The sequence below is a fragment of the Gemmatimonadaceae bacterium genome, from assembly GCA_035533015.1.
Taxonomy (GTDB): Bacteria; Gemmatimonadota; Gemmatimonadetes; order Gemmatimonadales; family Gemmatimonadaceae; genus JAGWRI01.
Genome location: DATLUQ010000028.1, coordinates 65,632 through 84,375, shown reverse-complemented (window position 1 = coordinate 84,375; position 18,744 = coordinate 65,632). Strand labels below are relative to the sequence as shown.

The following is an 18,744-nucleotide window of genomic DNA, read 5'->3' as shown; positions in this document are numbered from 1 at the left end:
CCAATGCGCGGCCGCATTCGCCCGACACGCTCTGGACAAGGCCGCGTCCCTCACGCGTAATTCAGGCGTTGTTCCCCATGGACCTCGCTAAGGAATCCGACATGCCGCGCTTGCAGAAACTCCTCGGTCTCTCCCTCCTGCCCGCCGCCCTCGTGCTTGCGGCCGCCGGCTGGACGCACGACCGTCATCCCGCCCCACGGCACGCGCCGCCCGTCGCGCCCCCCGTGGATACTGCCGTTCTCGACTCGTTCAAATGGCGCAACATCGGCCCCGAACGCGGCGGACGCTCGATCGCCGTTTCCGGGGTCCGCGGCCAGCCCAAGGTGGCCTACTTCGGCGCCACCGGCGGCGGCCTCTGGAAGACCACCGACGGCGGCGACCACTGGGCTCCCGTCACCGACGGCCAGATCACCAGCGCCTCGGTGGGCGCCGTGGCCGTATCCGAAACCAACCCCGACGAGGTGCTCATCGGCACCGGCGAGTCGGAGATCCGCGGCAACATCATGCCCGGCGACGGGATCTACCGCTCGATGGACGCGGGCAAGACCTGGACCCACGTCGCCTTCCGGCACGTGGACGCCATTTCAAAAATTCGTATAGATCCCACCGATCCGAACATCGCCTTCGCCGCCGTGTTCGGCCAGTACGCCGAACCCAGCGAGGACCGCGGCGTGTTCAAGAGCACCGACGGCGGGGTCACCTGGCGCAAGGTGCTCTACCGTGATCCGGGCACCGGTGGCATCGACGTCGAGATCGACCACAACAATCCCAAGGTCGTCTACGCCGCGCTCTGGCAGGCCTTCCGCAAGGAATACACCGCGTCGTCGGGCGGGCCCGGGTCTGGCCTGTTCAAGTCCACCGACGGCGGCGAGACGTGGACCGAGATCACCCACAACCGCGGACTCCCCGCGGGCATCGACGGCAAGATCGGCATCGCCGTGTCGCCGGCCAACTCCAACCGCGTCTATGCCCTGGTCGAGAACGACAGCGGCGGCCTCTTCCGCTCCGACGATGCCGGCGCCACCTGGACGTTCGTCAACGACAGCCACGACATCCGCCAGCGCGCCTTCTATTACACGCACGTCTACGCCGATCCAAAAGACGAGAACCGCGTCTACGCGCAGAACACGAGCCTCTTCGAGTCCACCGACGCCGGCAAGACGCTCACCGATCTCCGCGGCACACACGGCGACTTCCACGACCTGTGGATCGACCCCGACAACGGGCAGCACATGGTGGTCGGCAACGACGGCGGCGGCGCCGTGACGACCGACGGCGGAAAGACCTGGACCCCCGAGACCTACTCCACGGCCCAGCTCTACCACGTGGCCGCCACGATCAACTACCCGTACGACGTGTGCGGCGCCCAACAGGACGACGGCACGGTCTGCGTTCCCAGCAACGCCGGTCAGGGCCGCGGCTTCGGCCGCGGCGGCCGGGGCGGACGCGGCGGCGCGGCCGCCGAGACGTTCAGCCCGGGCGGCGCCGAACCCGGCTACGTCGCGCCCGACCCCCTCGATCCCGACATCTTCTTCTCCGGTTCCAACAACGGCGGCTTCATGGAGCGCCTCGACCGGCGCACCGGCCTGTCGCGCGAGGTCAATCCATATCCCCTCATGTTCTCGGGCGAGCCGTCGAGCGCGCTCGTCGAGCGGTGGCAGTGGACGTACCCGATCATCTTCTCACCCGTCAATCCGCGCCTGCTGTTCACGAGCTCGCAGCACCTCTGGAAGACCACCGACGCCGGCCAGAGCTGGACGCGCATCAGCCCCGATCTCACCCGCCACGACCCCAGCACCATGGGCCCCTCGGGCGGACCGATCACGCACGACATGAACGCCCCCGAGGTGTACGCCACGATCTTCGCCATCGGGCCCTCCAAGAAGGACGTCAACGTCATCTGGACGGGCTCCGACGACGGACTCGTCTACCTCACGCGCGACGGCGGCAAGACGTGGACCAACGTCACCCCGAAGGGCATGCCCGACTTCGGCCGCGTGAGTCAGATCGACGCCTCGGCGTTCGACGGTGGCGCGGCCTACGTGGCCGTCAAGCGCCCCCTGTTCGACGACCTGGCACCCTACATCTTCCGCACGCACGACTACGGCAAGACGTGGACCAAGATCGTCGACGGCATCGGCGCCGACGACTACGTCCACGCCGTGCGCGAGGATCCAAACCGCCGGGGCCTGCTCTACGCGGCCACCCAGCACGGGGTGTACATCTCCTACGACGACGGCGACCACTGGTCGTCGCTGTCGCTCAATCTGCCCGACCTGCCCGTGTCGGATCTGATCGTGTGGCGCAACGACCTCGTCATCTCTACCATGGGGCGCGGCTTCTACGTGCTCGACAACGTCGTGCCGCTGGAGCAGTACACGCCGGCGGTCGAGGCGGCACCCGACGCGGTCCTGTTCGCGCCGCCCCCGGCCATCCGCTCCACCGATGGCGCCGTGATCACTTACTGGCTCAAGCATCCGGCCAAGGACGTGCGCCTCGACATCCTCGACGCCGCGGGCCGAGTGATTCGCGAGTACAAGCCCGATACCAGCACCACGCCGGCGCGCGGGCGCGGCGGTTTCGGCCGGTTCGGCTTCGCCAGCGCCCCACCCAAGACAGCCGGTATCGACCACTTCACCTGGGACCTGCGCTACGCCCCGGCCACGAGCTTCCCCGGCATGATTCTCTGGGGCGCGAGCACGCAGGGGCCTGCCGCACCGCCGGGCCGGTACACCGTCCGACTCATCGTCGACGGCGGCTCGTTCACCCAACCGGTGACGGTGAAGCGCAATCCGTTGTTCACCGACGTCTCCGACGCCGACCTCCGGGCGCAGTTCGCCCTCGCCATCAAGATCCGCAACAAGCTCTCCGAGGCCAACCAGGCGGTGATCGACGTGCGCAACGTCAAGGCACAGGTGGACGACCGCCTCAAGAAGTCGGACGACGCCACGCTCAAGGAACTCGGCGAAAAGCTCAACGATCACGCCGGCGCGGTGGAGCAGAACATCTACCAGGTGCGGAACCAGAGCGGGCAGGATCCGCTCAACTTCCCCATCAAGATCAACAACCGCATCGGGACGCTGCTCAGTACGGTGAACAGCGGCGACGGCCGCCCCATCGCCAGCGCCGCGCCGATCTTCAATTACCTGAGCGGTAAACTCGGAGTGCAGACCAGCGCGCTGGCCAAGGTCTGGGCCACCGACCTCGCGGCGTTCAACGCCCAGGCCAAGAAGCTCGGCCTCCCGGCCGTCAACCCCAAGTGCGCGCCCGGACAGGTGTGCGGGATCGTGCCGTGAGCGGCTGACCTGCGGGCATCGAGTTGGCCACGGAGCGGCGCTCCCAGGACGGGGGCGCCGCTCTTGCAGGGTACGCCAATCCCCTACGTCCCTTGCTCCTCCTCCCCGACATTGCCCGCCCGGGTCAGCCCGCACATTGCACCCGACTGTGCGACCGCCACTGGCCGCCGGTCCCGCTTATCGAGGAGATCTCATGAAGCTCAAGAATTTGTGGTCGTTGCTGCTCATGGTGCCTGCGCTCGCCACCAGCCAGCAGGCGCCGGCTACCAGGGCACCGATCGATGTGATGAAGGCCAACGTCGCGCTCATCAAGAACGTCGCCGAGAAGGAACGCTGGAGCGCCAACATCGAACTCTGGCAGATCGAACTGGCCCGCACCGGCCCCATCGCCAAGACCGAACACGACAGGATGTCGGCCGTGCTGGAACGCATACGCTACAACGTGGGCCGCATCCACAACGCCCCCGAGAAGGAACGCTGGGACGCGAACATCCAACTGTGGACCGCGATGATCGACGACCAGGGCGTGCTGTCCAAGGCCAGCGTGGCCAAGCTCACCCCGCTGTTCGATACGCTCAAGACCAATATCGCCGTTATCACCATCGCGACGGAACGCGAGCGGTGGGACGCCAACCGCGAACTCTGGCAGACCATGCTCTCGCGCGGGGCCGCCGCCTTCTAGCCGGCGCGAGGTGGCGCGCCATCGGCGCGGTAGCCCGCGGTGGTCGGCGGAATCTTCCGCCGCCCGCCCCGCGTATGCCATACTGATCCCACATGGCGACCACCCCACTCCCCCTCGCGCCCGCCCCCGAATTCCTCGCCCTCCAGCAGGTCGTGAAGGGGCGGTATTCCATCGAGCGTGAAGTCGGACGCGGCGGCATGGGCGTCGTCTTTCTCGCTCGCGACGTGGCGCTCGACCGTCCCGTGGCCGTCAAGCTCCTGCCGCCCGACCTGGCCCAGCGCGACGACCTCCGCGCGCTGTTCCTGCGCGAGGCGCGCACCGCCGCCAAGCTGTCGCATCCGCACATCGTCCCCATCCACGCCGTCGAGGAACATGGCGACCTCGTGTTCTTCGTCATGACCTACGTGGACGGCGAGACGCTCGGCGCCCGCGTGCGCCGCGCCGGACCGCTCGCGCCGGGCGAGGTCATGCGCATCACGCAGGAGGTGGCCTGGGCGCTCGGTCACGCGCACGCGCGCGGCGTCGTCCACCGCGACGTCAAGCCCGACAACATCCTCCTCGAGCGCGGCACGGGCCGCGCCCTCGTCACCGACTTCGGCATCGCCCGCGTCGCCCAGTCCCTCGACCCCGGTGGCGGAGTGCCCGTGGGCACGCCGCAGTACATGAGCCCCGAGCAGGCGCGCGGCGACGACGTGGACGGCCGCAGTGATCTCTACTCGCTCGGCGGCACCGCGTACTTCGCCGCCACCGGCCGCCTGCCCTTCGAATCGCGGAGTCCGCACGCGCTGCTGCTCATGCACGCCGAGCAGCCGGCGCCTTCCGTCGGTACCGCCGCGCCGCGTCTGCCGCCCAGCTTCGTCGGCGCCGTGGACCGCTTGCTCGCCAAATCGCCCGACGATCGCTTCGAATCAGCCGACGCCTTCGCCGCGAATGTCGGCGAGGCGCGCGGCGCGCTCGGGGTGGTGCCCCTGCCCGTCCGGCGGTACGTGCAGGTTGCCGAGCGCATCGGCGGCGAGATCGCGCCGCTCGGCGTGACGGCCGCCGCGACCGTCGTGGCATTCGAAATCATGAAATTGTTCGCGGGCGACTTTCTCGGCATCGCGACGGCGATCGAGTTCGTCGTCGCCGCGGCGCTTCTCGGCGTCGCCGCTACGCGCGCCGCCCAACTGGCGAGCGAGACGCGGAATCTCATCCGCGACGGCTACCGACACGATGCCGTACGCGCCGCCGCGATCGTGGCCGACCGGGAACACGACCTCGAGAGCACCGCCGAGCCGGCGCACGGCGTGGGCCCGCGCACCTGGATCACGGCGCTCGGCGGGCTGGCAGTCACGTCGGCGGGCTTCTATCTGACCAATAGCGCCAACGGGTACGGGCTGGACGTCCTCGGATTCGTCGTCGGCATCACGACGCCCGCCATGGCAGCGCGCCGCGTGTGGCATGACCTCCGGGCAGGGAAGCCGGGCACCTTCTGGAACCGCCTCATGGCCGGACCGTTCGGCCGTTGGCTGTTCCGCGTTGTCGGCCGTACGGTGAAGACACAGCAGATGGTCCCGTCCGCCGAACCCACCGCCGTCCTGCTGGCGCGCGCCACCGAAGATCTGTACCACGCGCTTCCCGGAGAGCAGCGCCGCCGGCTCGGCGAGGTTCCCGCGCTCCTCGCACGCCTCCAGTCCGACGCCGCCGCGCTCCACCAGCTGGACGGCGCCGATCCCTCCAAGGCCGAGCGCCTCGCCACCGCCGTCACCGCCATCGAGAACCTGCGCCTCGATCTGCTCCGGCTGCATGCCGGCCGGGCATCGGTGGACGAACTTACCGCCGACATCGACCGCGCCCGGGATCTCGCGCGACGAGTGGACGCCGCCCTCGAAATGCCAGAGCCGACGCCCGTGTGATCACGCGCACGCCGCACCTTCAACTCGTCGGCGTGAGCACCATCGTCAGCTGTTGCATGTCCGTCGTGGGGCAACCGCCCCCAACCCGTGCCCCGACGGGGCGAATCATGCGCTCGAACTCGAGCCATTTTGAAGGAACCGAGCACGCGAGGGACCGGCCGCTCCAGCATCGCATGTCGTCCGCGCCGCCGCTTGCATGCCACGGATACGTCGCATATCTTCTTGTGCCCGAACAAAGGCCGAAGCTCACGAAGTTCCGTTTGTGCCTTCACCCCATCGCCGCGCGAGGAACCATGCCATGACCGCGACCGCACCCGAAGTCTTTCTCACTCCGCACGCCCTGCTCGAACACTGGCAGGGGCATCGCCGTCTCACCCGCCGCGTGATCGAGGCGTTTCCCGACGAACAGTTCAACACCTTCGCGGTGGGCGGCATGCGGCCCTTCGGCACCATGGCCGTGGAGATGCTGCGTATGGCCGCGCCAACGGTTCATGGCGTGCTCACCGGCGACTGGGTGGAAGGAGTCTCCGCCGACCCGAAGCCCAAAGCTGAGGTGCTGCGCCTGTGGGACGCTTCCACCGCCAAGATGAATGAAGGCTGGCCGAAGATCCCGGCCACGCGCTTTCAGGAGACGGTCAACGCGTTCGGCTACTACGAGGGGCGCGCCTGCGATCTCGTCATGTACGTGATCGATAACGAGATCCACCACCGGGCGCAGGGCTACGTCTATCTGCGCGCGCTGAACATCGCGCCGCCGCCATTCTGGGAGCGGCAGTAGCCCGCTACGTCGCCGACCGATCGATGTACTTGGGCTGCGCCGGCGCCGGCGCGGACTCCATCGCGGTGACCAGCATCGCCGGATCGTCGGCCACCCGTACCATCGCGCGGTGTTCGGGGCGCACGAAGCGCTCCGACACCGCATGATCGAGGAACGCCAGCAGCGGATCGTAGTACCCGGCGACGTTGAGTAGTCCGTATGGCTTGGCGTGGAGCCCAAGTTGGCCCCACGTCCAGATCTCGGTGAACTCTTCGAGGGTGCCGAGACCGCCCGGCAGCGCCACGAACCCGTCGGCCATGTCGGCCAGCCGCGCTTTCCGTTCGTGCATCGACGCCACGACGTCCAGCCTCGTGAGGCCCCGGTGCGCCACCTCGCGGTCCACGAGGTGCCGGGGCATGAGCCCCACCACCTCACCACCGGCCGCGAGCGCCGCGTCTGCCAGCGCGCCCATCAGCCCGGTGTTGCCGCCGCCGTACACGATGCGGCGGCCGGACCTCGCCATCAGCGCGCCGAACTCGCGGGTCGCCGCCACGTAGCGTGGATTGGCGCCGGGGCTCGACGCGCAGAAGACACAGAGCGTGCGGATCTTCACGGATGAATCGGGGGGTTGCATGTCCAGCGATCAGGGTTGGCGGCGGCGCTGCAGGCCGTGCTACATCATGGACGATGGGGCGCGGCTCCCGCAATCCGCTCATACGGGGGCAGCGGTCGTCGGGGAGTCACCGCGCCCGCGTACGGGCCCAACCCACTTGTCGTCGCCGGGAAAACCCGTTCATCTTCAAATATGGAGGAATGAACTATGACGACGACAACCAGACCGGCGCCGGCCCGCGGCAAAGCGGAACCGCGCACTGACCACCAGGTCACCCAGGAGTTCGGCCACGAGCGCAAGCTGCCCATCGCGCTGTCCGAATCGGCGTGCAAGCAGTCGGTGGAGAACCTGAACCAGGTGCTCGCTGATACCATGGCCCTGCGCGACCTGTACAAGAAGCATCACTGGCAGGTGTCCGGCCCCACGTTTTACCAATTGCATCTGCTGTTCGACAAGCACTGGGGCGAGCAATCGGAACTGGTCGATTCCCTGGCCGAGCGCATCATGATGCTCGGCGGACTCAGTATCGCGATGGCGCAGGACGTGGCCGAGACGACGCTCGTTCCCCGGCCGCCGCGCGGGCGTGAGACCGCCGAAGCGCAGATCCAGCGGTTGCTCCACGCACACGAGGTCGTGCTCGAAGCAGCACGGGCCACGGCGCGTGACGCCGCCAAAGCGGGCGACGACGGAACCAACGATCTCGTCGTGAGCGGCGTGATCCGCACCAACGAGCTACAGGTGTGGTTCCTGGCCGAGCACGTGACGAGCGCGCACGGGTAGTCCGGCGCCGGAGGAAGGAGCGCGAGTGCGCCCGGCGACCCCGCGGCCGGCCGTCAACACGACCATCAGGGCGCGTCGAGCACCTCGCGCACGCGACGCGTCAGTTCGACCGCCGTGTAGGGCTTGCCCAGGAAGTGGGCGGTGCTGTCGGTCACGGCCATCCGCAGCATCGCGTCGTCGGTGTAGCCGGAGGTCAGCAGGACGCCGATTTCTGGGTAACGCTCCGCGACCCGGGCGGCGAGTTCGCGTCCGCTGATCCCCGGAAGCACCACATCGCTCAGCAGCAGTTGGATCGGCGTCTCCTGCCGGCCCAGAATCTCGAGCGCTTCCGCGCCGTCCGCCGCCGGGAGCACCGTGTATCCGGCCGCCGTCAGGATCCTCGCGGCGAGGCGTCGCACCGCCTCGTCGTCTTCAACCAGGAGAATCGTCTCCGTTCCCCGCGGCATGGCCAGTGCCTCGGCCGGCGTGCGCGACGGCGCCCCTTCCGCGACCCGAGGCAGATAGATCTTGAACACCGACCCGCGCCCCGGCTGGCTGTCCACCCAGACGCTGCCCTCACTCTGCTTGATGATGCCGTACACCGTCGCGAGCCCAAGGCCGGTACCCTTTCCGGCTTCTTTGGTCGTGAAGAACGGTTCAAAGATCTTCTGCCGGATCGCCTCATCCATCCCGGTACCGGTATCGGCGATCGAGAGCACCACGTACGCACCCGGCGGCACCGACGGATGGGACTCGGCGTACGTTGAGTCCAGATCGGCGTTCTCCGTCTCGATCGTCAGCGTGCCGCCCGCGGGCATCGCATCGCTCGCGTTCACGACGAGATTCAACACGACCTGTTCGATCTGACCCGGATCGGCCCGGACGCTGCCGAGTGCCGCACCCGGCGTGACGACGAGGTCGATGTTCTCGCTGATCAGCCGCCGTAGCATGGGCTGCATTCGGCCGACCAGGGCGTTGAGGTCGATGACGTCGGGCGTCAGCAGTTGTTGGCGGCTGAACGCCAGCAGTTGACGGGTGAGCGCCGCCGCCCGGTCACCGGCGTCTTTGATCGCCATCAGATCCCGGCGCAGGCCCGCGTCCACCGCGTCGTATTCCAGCAGCATACCAGCCGTGCCGTTGATCACCGTGAGCAGGTTGTTGAAGTCGTGCGCGATGCCGCCGGCCAACCTGCCCACCGTCTCCATTTTCTGGGCTTGCAGGAACTGCGCCTCCAGCTGCCGCCGGTTGGACTCCTGCTCGGCGAGTTCCATGGCGAAGCTGATGCTCATCGCGAGATCGTCGAGCAATGCCAGTTCGTCGCGGTCGAAGAAGTCCGGCTCGGCGGCGTACAGGGTGAACGCGCCGCGGACGACCCGATCGACGATCAATGGAAACGCAGCGGACGACCGGAACCCCAGGCGCAGCGCCCGGTCGCGCCAGGGGGCCATGCGGGGATCGTGTTCGATGTCATTGCAGACGTCGTGCCGGCCTTCGCGCACGGCGACTCCCGTCGGGCCGCTCCCGCGGGTGGGATCGCCGATGTCGATCTTGACTGTTTCCAGATACCCGGCGCTCAGGCCGGCCGACGCCGCGACGCGCAACTCCGGGGAGTGTCCATCGCGCAGACCCACCCACGCCATGCGGAGTTGGCCCCGCTCCACGGCGATCGCGCAGGCCCGCTCGAACAGCGCCGGCTGATCCCGGATCCGTACGATCGCCTGGTTGATCTCGCTGAGCACGGCGTACACGCGGTTGAGCCGCCGTATCCCCTGTTCGGCCCGTCGCATCTGCGTGACGTCCTGCATGGCGCCGATTACCCGCACGGCGCGCCCCTCGGCGTCACGCACGATATTGCCGCGGTCTTCGACCATCGCGTACGTGCCGTCGCGTCGGCGGAACCGATAGGAGTCGGACCAGAACGTGGCCGTGGATGCGACGGCGGCGTCGAGTCCGGCGCGTGCGCGCGCCCGATCATCCTCGTGCACCCTGCTGCTCCATGACTCCAGCCCGATTTCGGCGTCCTGCGACGGGTAGCCGAAGCGTTCCCGGAAATTGTCGTTGTGCCAGAGCGTGTTCGCCTGTGGGTCGTAGTCCCAGATGACGTCGAACGTCGCACGGTTGGCCAACTGGAAGCGTTCCAGGCTCTGCACCAGCGCCGCCTGTGCCTCGCGCGTCGACTCGTACAGGCCCCTGAACACCCCGGCCTGCCGGCGCCGGTAGCCGTACGCCGTCACCGCCGCCGCCGCCAGGATCAGCGAGGCAACCATGAGACTGATCACCCACGCCCGGTACCGCGCTTCGGCGAGGAGTTCGTCGGCGTCCACCTTGGCCACCATCAACCAGGGAGAGCCCGGGATCGCGCGCAGATCCGCCAGCACGTCCACGCCGCGATAGTCCACCCCTTCCACCGGACCGCGCCTCCCGAGCACCGCCTGCACCGCCGGAAATTCCACCAGCGTGAGCGAGCGCCGCCACCGCAACGCCGAGTTGGCCTCATATCGCAGATCGCTGAGCGACAGTACATCGTTGCCGCGACGTTCGATCAGCACCGTCTCCGCGCTGCGGCTGGGGTTGGGCCAGGCGTCGATGAGCGGATACAGATAGGTGCGTGCGTTGGCGCGAAGGGCGATGGCGCCGAGCGGCCGGCCCATTCCGTCGCGGACCACACTCACCGCGTCGATGAACACCGAGTCGTCACGCCCGAGAAACAGGTCGGACAGGACTCCGCCCGACGTCTGCGCCGCTTGCATGATCGCCGCCCGGGTGGCCGAGTCGAGTGGCGGTGTGCTGTCGTGCGCCGCGAGCAGAACCCGTCCATCCATCGAGGTCAGCAACCCGTCCGTGTAGTCGGACGCCACGGCCACGCTCTTCAGACGCGCGCGGGCGCGCGCGCGAAGTGCCGGCAAGGCGGGGTTCGAGAGTGCGGGGAGCGCAATCGCGAAGGCTGGATCCCGCGCCGCCACCGCGGCATCCACGCTGCGTTCCCGCCGCCATTGCTCGATCTGGTCGCTCTTGAGCTGCCCCACCGCCGCCACGGCGCTGAACTGGGCCCGGTGGATTTCATCCGCCTCCACTCGGTACACCCAGTACCCGGCGGCCATCAGCACGATGGTGGCCGATCCGAACGCTAGCGCCCACTTACGCCAGCCAATCCGGGGGGCGTTGACCATCGTGGTACCTCACAGGACCGACGTATCAGCCCGCTCGTTGGCGCTCCGGCCTGCGCGGCGCGCCGGCAAACCTTCACCCAAGTATGGACCTACCGGATGACCAGCGCTACCCGGTGGTCGAATCGCCGCCGGCCAAGCGCTTCGCCGCCCCGTTCGTGCCCCGGAGCAGCCACACGAGATACGCGCACACCAGCACGTTCACCGTGAATGTGAAGAGTTTGGGGCCCGTGAGGCCGCCGGCGAGCGCGATTGCCTCGAACGGAATGAACGATGCCGTAGCGATAACCGTCAGGTACTCCGCCCACCGTCGTTCGAGCCAGAGGCCCACGCCCTCGAGGGTATAGAGAACGGCGTATCCCAAGGCCACCAGACCGAGCTCGCGGATGCGCGCGGCGCTCGTGCCGCTCAGCCACGCGAGCAGGTCGCGCACGAATCGCGGCTCGCCGGTGAACGAGATGGCGCCCACCCATTCGCGGGCCCGTAACGTGATCGCTGGTCGCACGTACTCCAATGCTCCGGCCACCACGATGAGCAGCAGCAGCGCCTTCACCAGTTTGAACGCCGCGATCAGCTCGAGCACACGGTCGCGGTGGAGCTGTGGCGAACTCACGGCCCACCGCGCATCAGGCGCTGGTCGCCGTCTGCAGCGCGCGCCGAAACTCGAGCGGTTTGTCGATGTCCGAAAACTGCTCACGGGTCCCGCCACTGCCGGTGACCACGATCTCCCCATAGCCGAGCATCTTGCCCATCAGCCCCTGGTTCACCCCGACGCCTTCGACTTTCGGCAGCAGCAGTTCCACCGACCGCGTCTGGAACACACCGAGCTTCATGATCACGCGCTTGTTCGTGACCGCGAACTCCGACGACCGCCGGCGCAGGAACGCGCTCAGCAGCGCGATGACGATCGCGGCGACGGGCGCAGCGGCCACCACCGGGCGCTGCGACTCGAACGCCAGCCAGGTGAGCGGCGCGAAGACGACCAGCGAGAGCAGCACCGGAACAACATAGATGTTCCAGTGGAGTGTGGTCCGGAACGAGACCCGCTCGCCGGCCAGGAGATTCTCGTCAACATAGCTCACGGTGCTGGTTCCGGTGGGCGGCTTGGCGCGGGCCGGGTTGCGGGATCGATAGCTGCCTCGCGACGATGTCCTAGTACTTCCACGCGCTGGTGTTCGCTCCGGCGGGAGCGTGTTTCGTGATCGCCGCTGCCATCTCGCGCAGCAACTCGGAGTTCGTCGCGTGCTGCCACCCGTGGCCCTTCTCCGGCCGCCCATACCGGAACGTACCCGCCACGTGCGGCGCACGGGTCGAGTCCATGAACGCCTGCAGATCCATCACGGCGAGGTTGAGATAGAAGTTGTCCATGTCGCCCACGTCCACGTGGATCTTGTCCACGAGGTTCGGCCCCACGGTCGCCCAGTGCTTGGCCAGATACGCTTCGAGATCGTAGCCGTGATCGCGCATGTACGTGATGACGGACCTGTTGATGTGCCCGGTCTTCTTGTCCCACAGCGGCTCGGGATACCCGTCGGCGCCCACGGGGGCGTAGACGGACTCCCACGCTTCGAGCTGTTCGCCCGACCGGCCGTGGCTCCCGAGCACGTCTTCCAGCCGGCTGAAGTCGCGAATGCTGAGCCACGGTTGCCCGTCGTTGTCGCGCATGATGAAGCGCTCCGGATGAAACCACTCGCTCGTCGGATCGAACGGAGCGATCCCGTGGCGCGACACGACGAAGGCGTTCGTGTCGGTGTAGGCGTCGACGGTGCCGTAATGGTGGAAATCCACCGGGTCGGGGTACAGGGTCCAGGTGCCACCGAAGAACGCCGCGTGATGGATCTGGAGCGCGATCGACTCCCAGCCGCCGGTGGAGCCACCGGTGAGGACCCGCGCGTACGGTTTGGCGATGATGCGAAAGTGCGACTCGATGTACGGAATGAGCTCCGTCATGATCGCGTCGCCATAGGGGCCGTTGTTGGCGGAGTTGACGGCGTACGAGTCGTCGAAATACGGCGTCGGATGCTGGAACGTCACGGCGATCATCCGCGGCTCGCCAGGCCCCATCCAGTGTCGCGCGAATACCCAGGGTGGTTCGATGTTGTACGATGCGATCAACGCGCGATAGCTGGGAGGCAGCGGAAAACTGTCGGGGCTGAAGCCGAGCGGTGCGCTCAGGCTGAAATGTCCCTGTTCGTATACCACGGGGTAGTGGACGCCAGGGTGCTCGTCATATCCCGCCGGCAGCAGTACCGTCGCACCGAGGTATATCGGATGGCCCCAGAACTTCGTGAGCAGCGCGCTCTCGATCTTGACGTGCTTCACCCACTTCGTGTCGGCCGGCAGCGCGATCGGGGGAAGCGTCTGGGTGAGCGAGATCGGAATGTCGTAGCCGGCGCTCGCATCGATGTGCACGCGTTGCGGCACACTCACGAGGTTGCCGGGGGACCTCGCGAAGTTCTGGCCCTCCCACTGGTCCATGTGCGCCCAGATCGTGTGGCCGTCGGCGCGATGGAACTCCGTGTACACGTTCATCACCGCCTGCACCCAGTAATCGCCCGCCGGAATGTCCCGCAGCGACGCAATCGGATAGCCGGGCGTCGCCGGGTCGATCGCGGCCGGCTGGCCGGGCGCCAGAGCGCTCACATCAACCCCGAAGAATGGGGTGCTCTCGGTGAATGATCCGGCACGGAGCCGAGGGGGCGGCGCGGAGTCGCGCGTGATGACGAGGAAGACGCGTCCGGTGATCGGCTGGGCGTGGACAGCGGCGGGAAAGGACACCTCGAACCTCTGCGCTCCGGCCGTATGGGCCAGGGCGGAGGCGGCGAACGCAATGGCGAGACCGACGACGCGCTTCATGAGGGCCTGGTCTGAAGGGTACGAACAACAATACTGCCGCCTGTCGGATTCCGGTACACCGCGGTCGACAGGCCGAAGACCTCAACCGTCCGTGCTGCGGCGGCGCTCAGCCGAAGCCCGCAACGGGGTGCGCGACGTACGGCGCCTCCAGCGCCTGCATCTCTTCGTTGGACAGTCGCACGTCCAACGCCCCGACCGAGGTCTCGAGGTGCTCCATCTTCGTCGCCCCAACGATGGGGGCCGTCACGGCGTCACGGTGGAGTAGCCAGGCGAGGGCAACCTGGGCGTGGGGCAGCTTGCGCTGCGCCGCCACCCGATCCAGCGCCTCCATCACCTGTCCGTCCGCGTGGGCCATCGCCGCATACAGCGTCTTGGCGAACTGATCCGACGCCGATCGCTTGGTGGTCCCCGTATCCGGTCCGCGCGCCAGCCGGCCGCGCGCGAGCGGACTCCAGGGAATCATGCCCACACCCTGATCGCGACAGAGCGGCGACATCTCCCGCTCCTCCTCGCGATACAGAAGGTTGTAGTGATTCTGCATGGACACGAAGCGCGTCCAACCGTGGCGGTCCGCCGCGTGCTGCGCGCTGGCGAACTGCCACGCGTGCATGGACGACGCGCCGATGTACCGCGCCTTGCCCATGCGCACCACATCGTGCAGCGCCTCCATCGTCTCCTCGATCGGCGTCGCGTCGTCCCAGCGGTGGATCTGGTAGAGGTCCACGTAGTCGGTGCCGAGCCGTTTCAGGCTCGCGTCGATCTCCTGGAGGATCGCCTTGCGCGAGAGACCCTGGCCGTTCGGGCCGGGACGCATCCGTCCCCAGACCTTCGTGGCGAGCACGAAGTCTTCCCGCCGCGCGAACGCGCGCAGCGCGCGGCCCGTGATCTCCTCGCTCGCCCCTAGCGAGTACACGTTCGCCGTATCGAAGAAGTTGATGCCGAGTTCGAGCGCGCGCTTGAAGAACGGCCGCGCCTCGTCCTCCTTCAGCACCCAGGCCCAGCGTGAAGGTTCACCGGGCAATGCCGCGGCGGGGTCGCCGTAGCTCATGCACCCAAGGCAGATACGAGAAACGGTGAGACCCGTGTTGCCAAGTCTTCGGAATTCCATGATACCCTCGCACGACAGGATTGCCGCGTGCCTTCACCCGAGACACCAACGGCGCCCCGTCCCGCGGGCGCCGTTGCCGTTGTTGTCGCGTGATCCGCAGGCGCTCCTCCCTACCCCGCCCCCCACTCGGTCATCCACACTCGCTGAACCCGCACACGTGGCATTTCACGCACCCTTCGGCGTACTCGAGCTGTGATCCGCAGTCGGGACACGTTCCCATGAACGCCTGCCCACCGTCGAATGACGTCATCTCGAACTCGCCCTGCGCGCCCGACGACCCCGACAGGCTCGGCCGGCCCATGGCCCGCACCACGTTGTCCCCCGCATCGGCCACCGGCGGCACCGCACGATCGCTGATCAGCTCCTGCTGCACGCCCTGCTTCTCGCGCATCCACTCTTCGAGGGCCAGCCCGATCGCGTCCGGCACGCTCATCACCTTGTTCGGGCCCAGTCCCACCATCCGGTCCGACGAGATGCCGCGCATCTGCCGGTGGATCTCCGTGAGCGGAATGCCCGACCGCAAGGCCAGACTGATCAGCCGCCCCATCGCCTCGGCGTCGGCCATGGCACTCCCGCCCGCCTTGCCCAGGTTGATGAACACTTCGAACGGCTGCCCCTTCTCGTCTTCGTTGATGCTCACGAACATCACGCCGAGCGGCGTCTCCTTGCGGATGGTCGTGCCACGCAGCCGGTCGGGACGCGATCGCTTGGCCCGCCGCTGCAGATTCTCCGCCTCCACGTCGAACACGCGCTTCCGCAGCGCCTCGTTCGCCGCCTGGAGTTCGGCGATCGTCCCGTGCAGATCGGCCTGCTCCTCCCGCGTCGGCGCCTCCACCGCCTTGCCGTCCCGTTCCGCCGCCGCCTTCTCCGTTGCACCGGTCGAGAGCACCTGGTTGTCCCGCGACCCGTCGCGGTACACCGTCACTCCCTTGCAGTGCATCGCGTACGCCAACTCGTAGATCTCGCGCACGTCCTCCACCGTCGCCGTGTGCGCGAAATTGGTGGTCTTGGAAATCGCGGAATCGCAGTGCGCCTGGAAGGCCGCCTGCATGCGGATGTGCATCTCGGGCGTGATCTGATTGGCGGTCACGAACACCTTCTGCCACCGCTCGGGCACCTCGTCGAACCTGATGTGGCCCTGCGCCGCGATCCGCTCCATCAACGCGTCACTGTACCACCCCCCGGCCTTCGCGATGCGCACGAAATCCTCGTTCACGTCGGGCATCATCACACCCGCCTGGTTGCGCATGAACGCAACGGCAAACAGCGGCTCCAGCCCCGACGAACAGCCCGCGATGATCGAGATCGTCCCCGTGGGCGCCACCGTCGTGACGTTGCAGTTGCGCAAGAGCTGCATGGGACGGATGCGCTCCCCTGCCGCGTCGCGCGCGCACGTCTCGTCGGGACCCCAGATGGACCGCCCCCACTCGGTGAACGGCCCGCGCTGCTCGGCCAACCGCCGGCTCTCGTTCTTGCCCTCGACGTCCAGGAACTCCATCACGCGCCGCCCCATCTCGACGCCCTCGGGGCTGTCGTAGGCGATGCCCATGCGCACCAGCATGTCGGCAAAGCCCATCACGCCCAGCCCGATGCGCCGGATGCGCTTGGACAGCGCGTCGATCTCCGGCAGCGGGTACTTGTTGACGTCGATGATGTTGTCCAGGAAGTGCGTGCTCAGATGGATGTCCGCACGGAATGCGTCCCAGTCCATCACCCCGTCGTTCACGTAATAGCCGACGTTCACCGACCCCAGGTTGCACACGTCGTACGCCAGCAGCGGCTGCTCGCCGCACGGGTTGGTGGCTTCGTAGGCGCCGAGATGCGGAACCGGGTTGAACCTGTTGGCCTCGTCGATGAAGAAGCAGCCGGGTTCCCCAGTACGCCACGCGCCCAGGATCATCTTGTCCCAGACCATGTTCGCGTCGAGCGCGCCCACCACCTTGCCGCTCGACGGATCCACGAGGTCGTACGACGTCCGGTTCTTCAACGCCTCCATGAACTTGGCCGTGACGCCCACCGAGATGTTGAAATTGGTCACCTGCGTCAGATCTTCCTTGCAGGTGATGAACTCGAGCACATCGGGGTGGTCCACGCGCAGGATGCCCATGTTGGCCCCGCGCCGCGTCCCGCCCTGCTTCACCGCATCGGTGCTGGCGTCATACAACTTCATGAATGACACGGGGCCCGACGCCACGCCGGTGGTGCTCCGCACCATCGACCCCTTGGGCCGCAGCCGCGAGAACGAGAAGCCCGTGCCGCCCCCCGACTGGTGGATGAGCGCCATGCTGGCCAGCGTGTCGTAGATGCCGTCCTTGTGGTTGGACAGGGCATCCTCCACGGGCAGCACGAAACACGCCGAGAGCTGGCCCAGCGGACGGCCGGCGTTCATCAGCGTGGGCGAATTGGGTTCGAACCGGCGCTGCGTCATCAGCGCATAGAACGCCTCGGCCTGCGCCTGCACCTGCTCGTCAGTCGATCCGTACCGCCGGTCCGCCTCCGCCACCACGGTGGCCACACGCCAGAACAGGTCTTCCGGCTGCTCGACCGACTGACCCTTCTCGTTCTTGATGAGGTAGCGCTTGGCCAGCACGGTCCGGGCGTTTGCGGTGAGCGACGCCTTGCCAGCTGGCGGAATTTTGGAGACGGACATTTTGAAAAGACTCCCTAATTACGTATGCCAAGTCAACGGACGGGCGGGACCCCGGCGGGAAACTGCCGAAACCCCGTTCCATATGGGGTGGGCGCGCAACGTACCGGGGATCGTGAAACCACGCCAGTCCCTTCCCAACTCGTTTGGTTACAGTCAGTTACGATATCAACATCACGAACGTGCGCGTGCTCTGTCTCGAACGTTGATAACAAATCGTGACACAATGAGAACAATAGAACACGGCGCACGATCGTCGGATAAAACCGCTCTTGTATCTGCCAAATGCCTACTGCACAACGAGTTGGATAAATCTTCTGTTTCGGAAACCCGCACCGAGGAAGGGCCGAAGTGGCCAGGCAGGCATCACAAACATGCTGGCGTCGTTTGCTCGCTCACACAGGTCGAAATAGCGCCCCCAGGACCCGAATCCCACTCGCCCAGCAGGACCCACATCACAACGACGGGTAGAACCCGCGCCGGTGCTCTTCCTGCAGCGCCAGATAGCTCTCCACTGTCCCCCGGATCCGGGCGCGCTCGACGTCGGTGGTGGCCCGCACGACCCGCCCGGGCACCCCCAGCACGAGCGAATTCGGCGGGATCTCCATGCCCTCGGGACACACCGCCCCCGCCCCGACGATCGAACCCGTACCCACGCGCACGCCATTGAGCAACACGGCCCCCATACCGATGAGGCAGTCGTCCGCGACCGTGGCGCCGTGCACGATGGCACGGTGGCCGATGCCGACCCGTGCTCCGATGACGCACGGTACACCAAAATCCACGTGGATCACCGTGCCGTCCTGCACGTTGCTGTCGGCGCCGATCACCACGGGGGCGGTGTCGCCGCGAATGGCGGCAAAGGGCCACACGGAAACCCGCGGCCCGAGCGTCACGTCGCCACACAGGAACGCGCGGGGGTGGACGAACGCGGTGGAATCGATGCGCGGGGGAGTGGGCATGG

At 67.3% G+C, this 18,744-nt stretch carries 13 protein-coding genes; 5 read left to right on the top strand and 8 right to left on the bottom strand.

Translation table 11 applies throughout. The features are described from left to right. Nucleotides 1-101 precede the first annotated feature (101 nt). From VNF92_05710 to VNF92_05695, 4 genes are all read left to right on the top strand, one after another. Nucleotides 102-3,296, top strand: a complete 3,195-nt coding sequence (locus tag VNF92_05710; GenBank protein ID HVA57365.1) for a glycosyl hydrolase — start codon at nt 102-104, stop codon at nt 3,294-3,296. A 193-nt stretch (nt 3,297-3,489) separates the two neighbouring features. Next, nucleotides 3,490-3,978, top strand: coding sequence for a hypothetical protein (locus VNF92_05705; GenBank protein HVA57364.1), 489 nt, complete (start codon nt 3,490-3,492; stop codon nt 3,976-3,978). 92 nt (nt 3,979-4,070) lie between these two features. Beyond that, entirely contained in the window at nt 4,071-5,873 is a 1,803-nt protein-coding gene (locus VNF92_05700) for a serine/threonine-protein kinase (GenBank protein HVA57363.1), read from the top strand. Nucleotides 5,874-6,171: 298 nt separating this feature from the next. Further along, the gene (locus tag VNF92_05695; GenBank protein HVA57362.1) at nt 6,172-6,651 is read left to right on the top strand and encodes a DinB family protein; all 480 of its coding nucleotides are present in this window, start codon (nt 6,172-6,174) and stop codon (nt 6,649-6,651) included. Between the two features lie 4 nt (nt 6,652-6,655). Here VNF92_05695 and VNF92_05690 read toward each other — a convergent pair whose 3' ends face one another. Further along, the gene (locus VNF92_05690) at nt 6,656-7,243 is read right to left on the bottom strand and encodes a TIGR00730 family Rossman fold protein (protein HVA57361.1); all 588 of its coding nucleotides are present in this window, start codon (nt 7,241-7,243) and stop codon (nt 6,656-6,658) included. A 207-nt stretch (nt 7,244-7,450) separates the two neighbouring features. Between VNF92_05690 and VNF92_05685 the strand changes: the two genes are divergently transcribed. Continuing rightward, nucleotides 7,451-8,023, top strand: coding sequence for a DNA starvation/stationary phase protection protein (locus tag VNF92_05685; GenBank protein ID HVA57360.1), 573 nt, complete (start codon nt 7,451-7,453; stop codon nt 8,021-8,023). Nucleotides 8,024-8,088: 65 nt separating this feature from the next. On the opposite strand, the gene VNF92_05680 is transcribed toward VNF92_05685, so the two are convergent. The 7 genes from VNF92_05680 to VNF92_05650 form a co-directional block, all read right to left on the bottom strand. Next, nucleotides 8,089-11,172 (bottom strand): ATP-binding protein, encoded by a 3,084-nt coding sequence (locus tag VNF92_05680; GenBank protein ID HVA57359.1) that lies wholly within the window; start codon nt 11,170-11,172, stop codon nt 8,089-8,091. Nucleotides 11,173-11,278: 106 nt separating this feature from the next. Next, on the bottom strand, nt 11,279-11,782 hold the full coding sequence (locus VNF92_05675) for a DUF2127 domain-containing protein (GenBank protein HVA57358.1): 504 nt from the start codon (nt 11,780-11,782) through the stop codon (nt 11,279-11,281). A 13-nt stretch (nt 11,783-11,795) separates the two neighbouring features. Further along, nucleotides 11,796-12,251 (bottom strand): PH domain-containing protein, encoded by a 456-nt coding sequence (locus VNF92_05670; GenBank protein ID HVA57357.1) that lies wholly within the window; start codon nt 12,249-12,251, stop codon nt 11,796-11,798. Between the two features lie 70 nt (nt 12,252-12,321). Next, nucleotides 12,322-14,025: a hypothetical protein gene (locus tag VNF92_05665; GenBank protein ID HVA57356.1), complete on the bottom strand. Its 1,704-nt coding sequence runs from the start codon at nt 14,023-14,025 to the stop codon at nt 12,322-12,324. A gap of 106 nt (nt 14,026-14,131) precedes the next feature. Next, nucleotides 14,132-15,133: an aldo/keto reductase gene (locus VNF92_05660; protein ID HVA57355.1), complete on the bottom strand. Its 1,002-nt coding sequence runs from the start codon at nt 15,131-15,133 to the stop codon at nt 14,132-14,134. Nucleotides 15,134-15,263: 130 nt separating this feature from the next. Further along, nucleotides 15,264-17,783 (bottom strand): vitamin B12-dependent ribonucleotide reductase, encoded by a 2,520-nt coding sequence (locus tag VNF92_05655; protein ID HVA57354.1) that lies wholly within the window; start codon nt 17,781-17,783, stop codon nt 15,264-15,266. A 452-nt stretch (nt 17,784-18,235) separates the two neighbouring features. Next, the gene (locus VNF92_05650) at nt 18,236-18,742 is read right to left on the bottom strand and encodes a gamma carbonic anhydrase family protein (GenBank protein ID HVA57353.1); all 507 of its coding nucleotides are present in this window, start codon (nt 18,740-18,742) and stop codon (nt 18,236-18,238) included. Nucleotides 18,743-18,744: the final 2 nt, after the last annotated feature.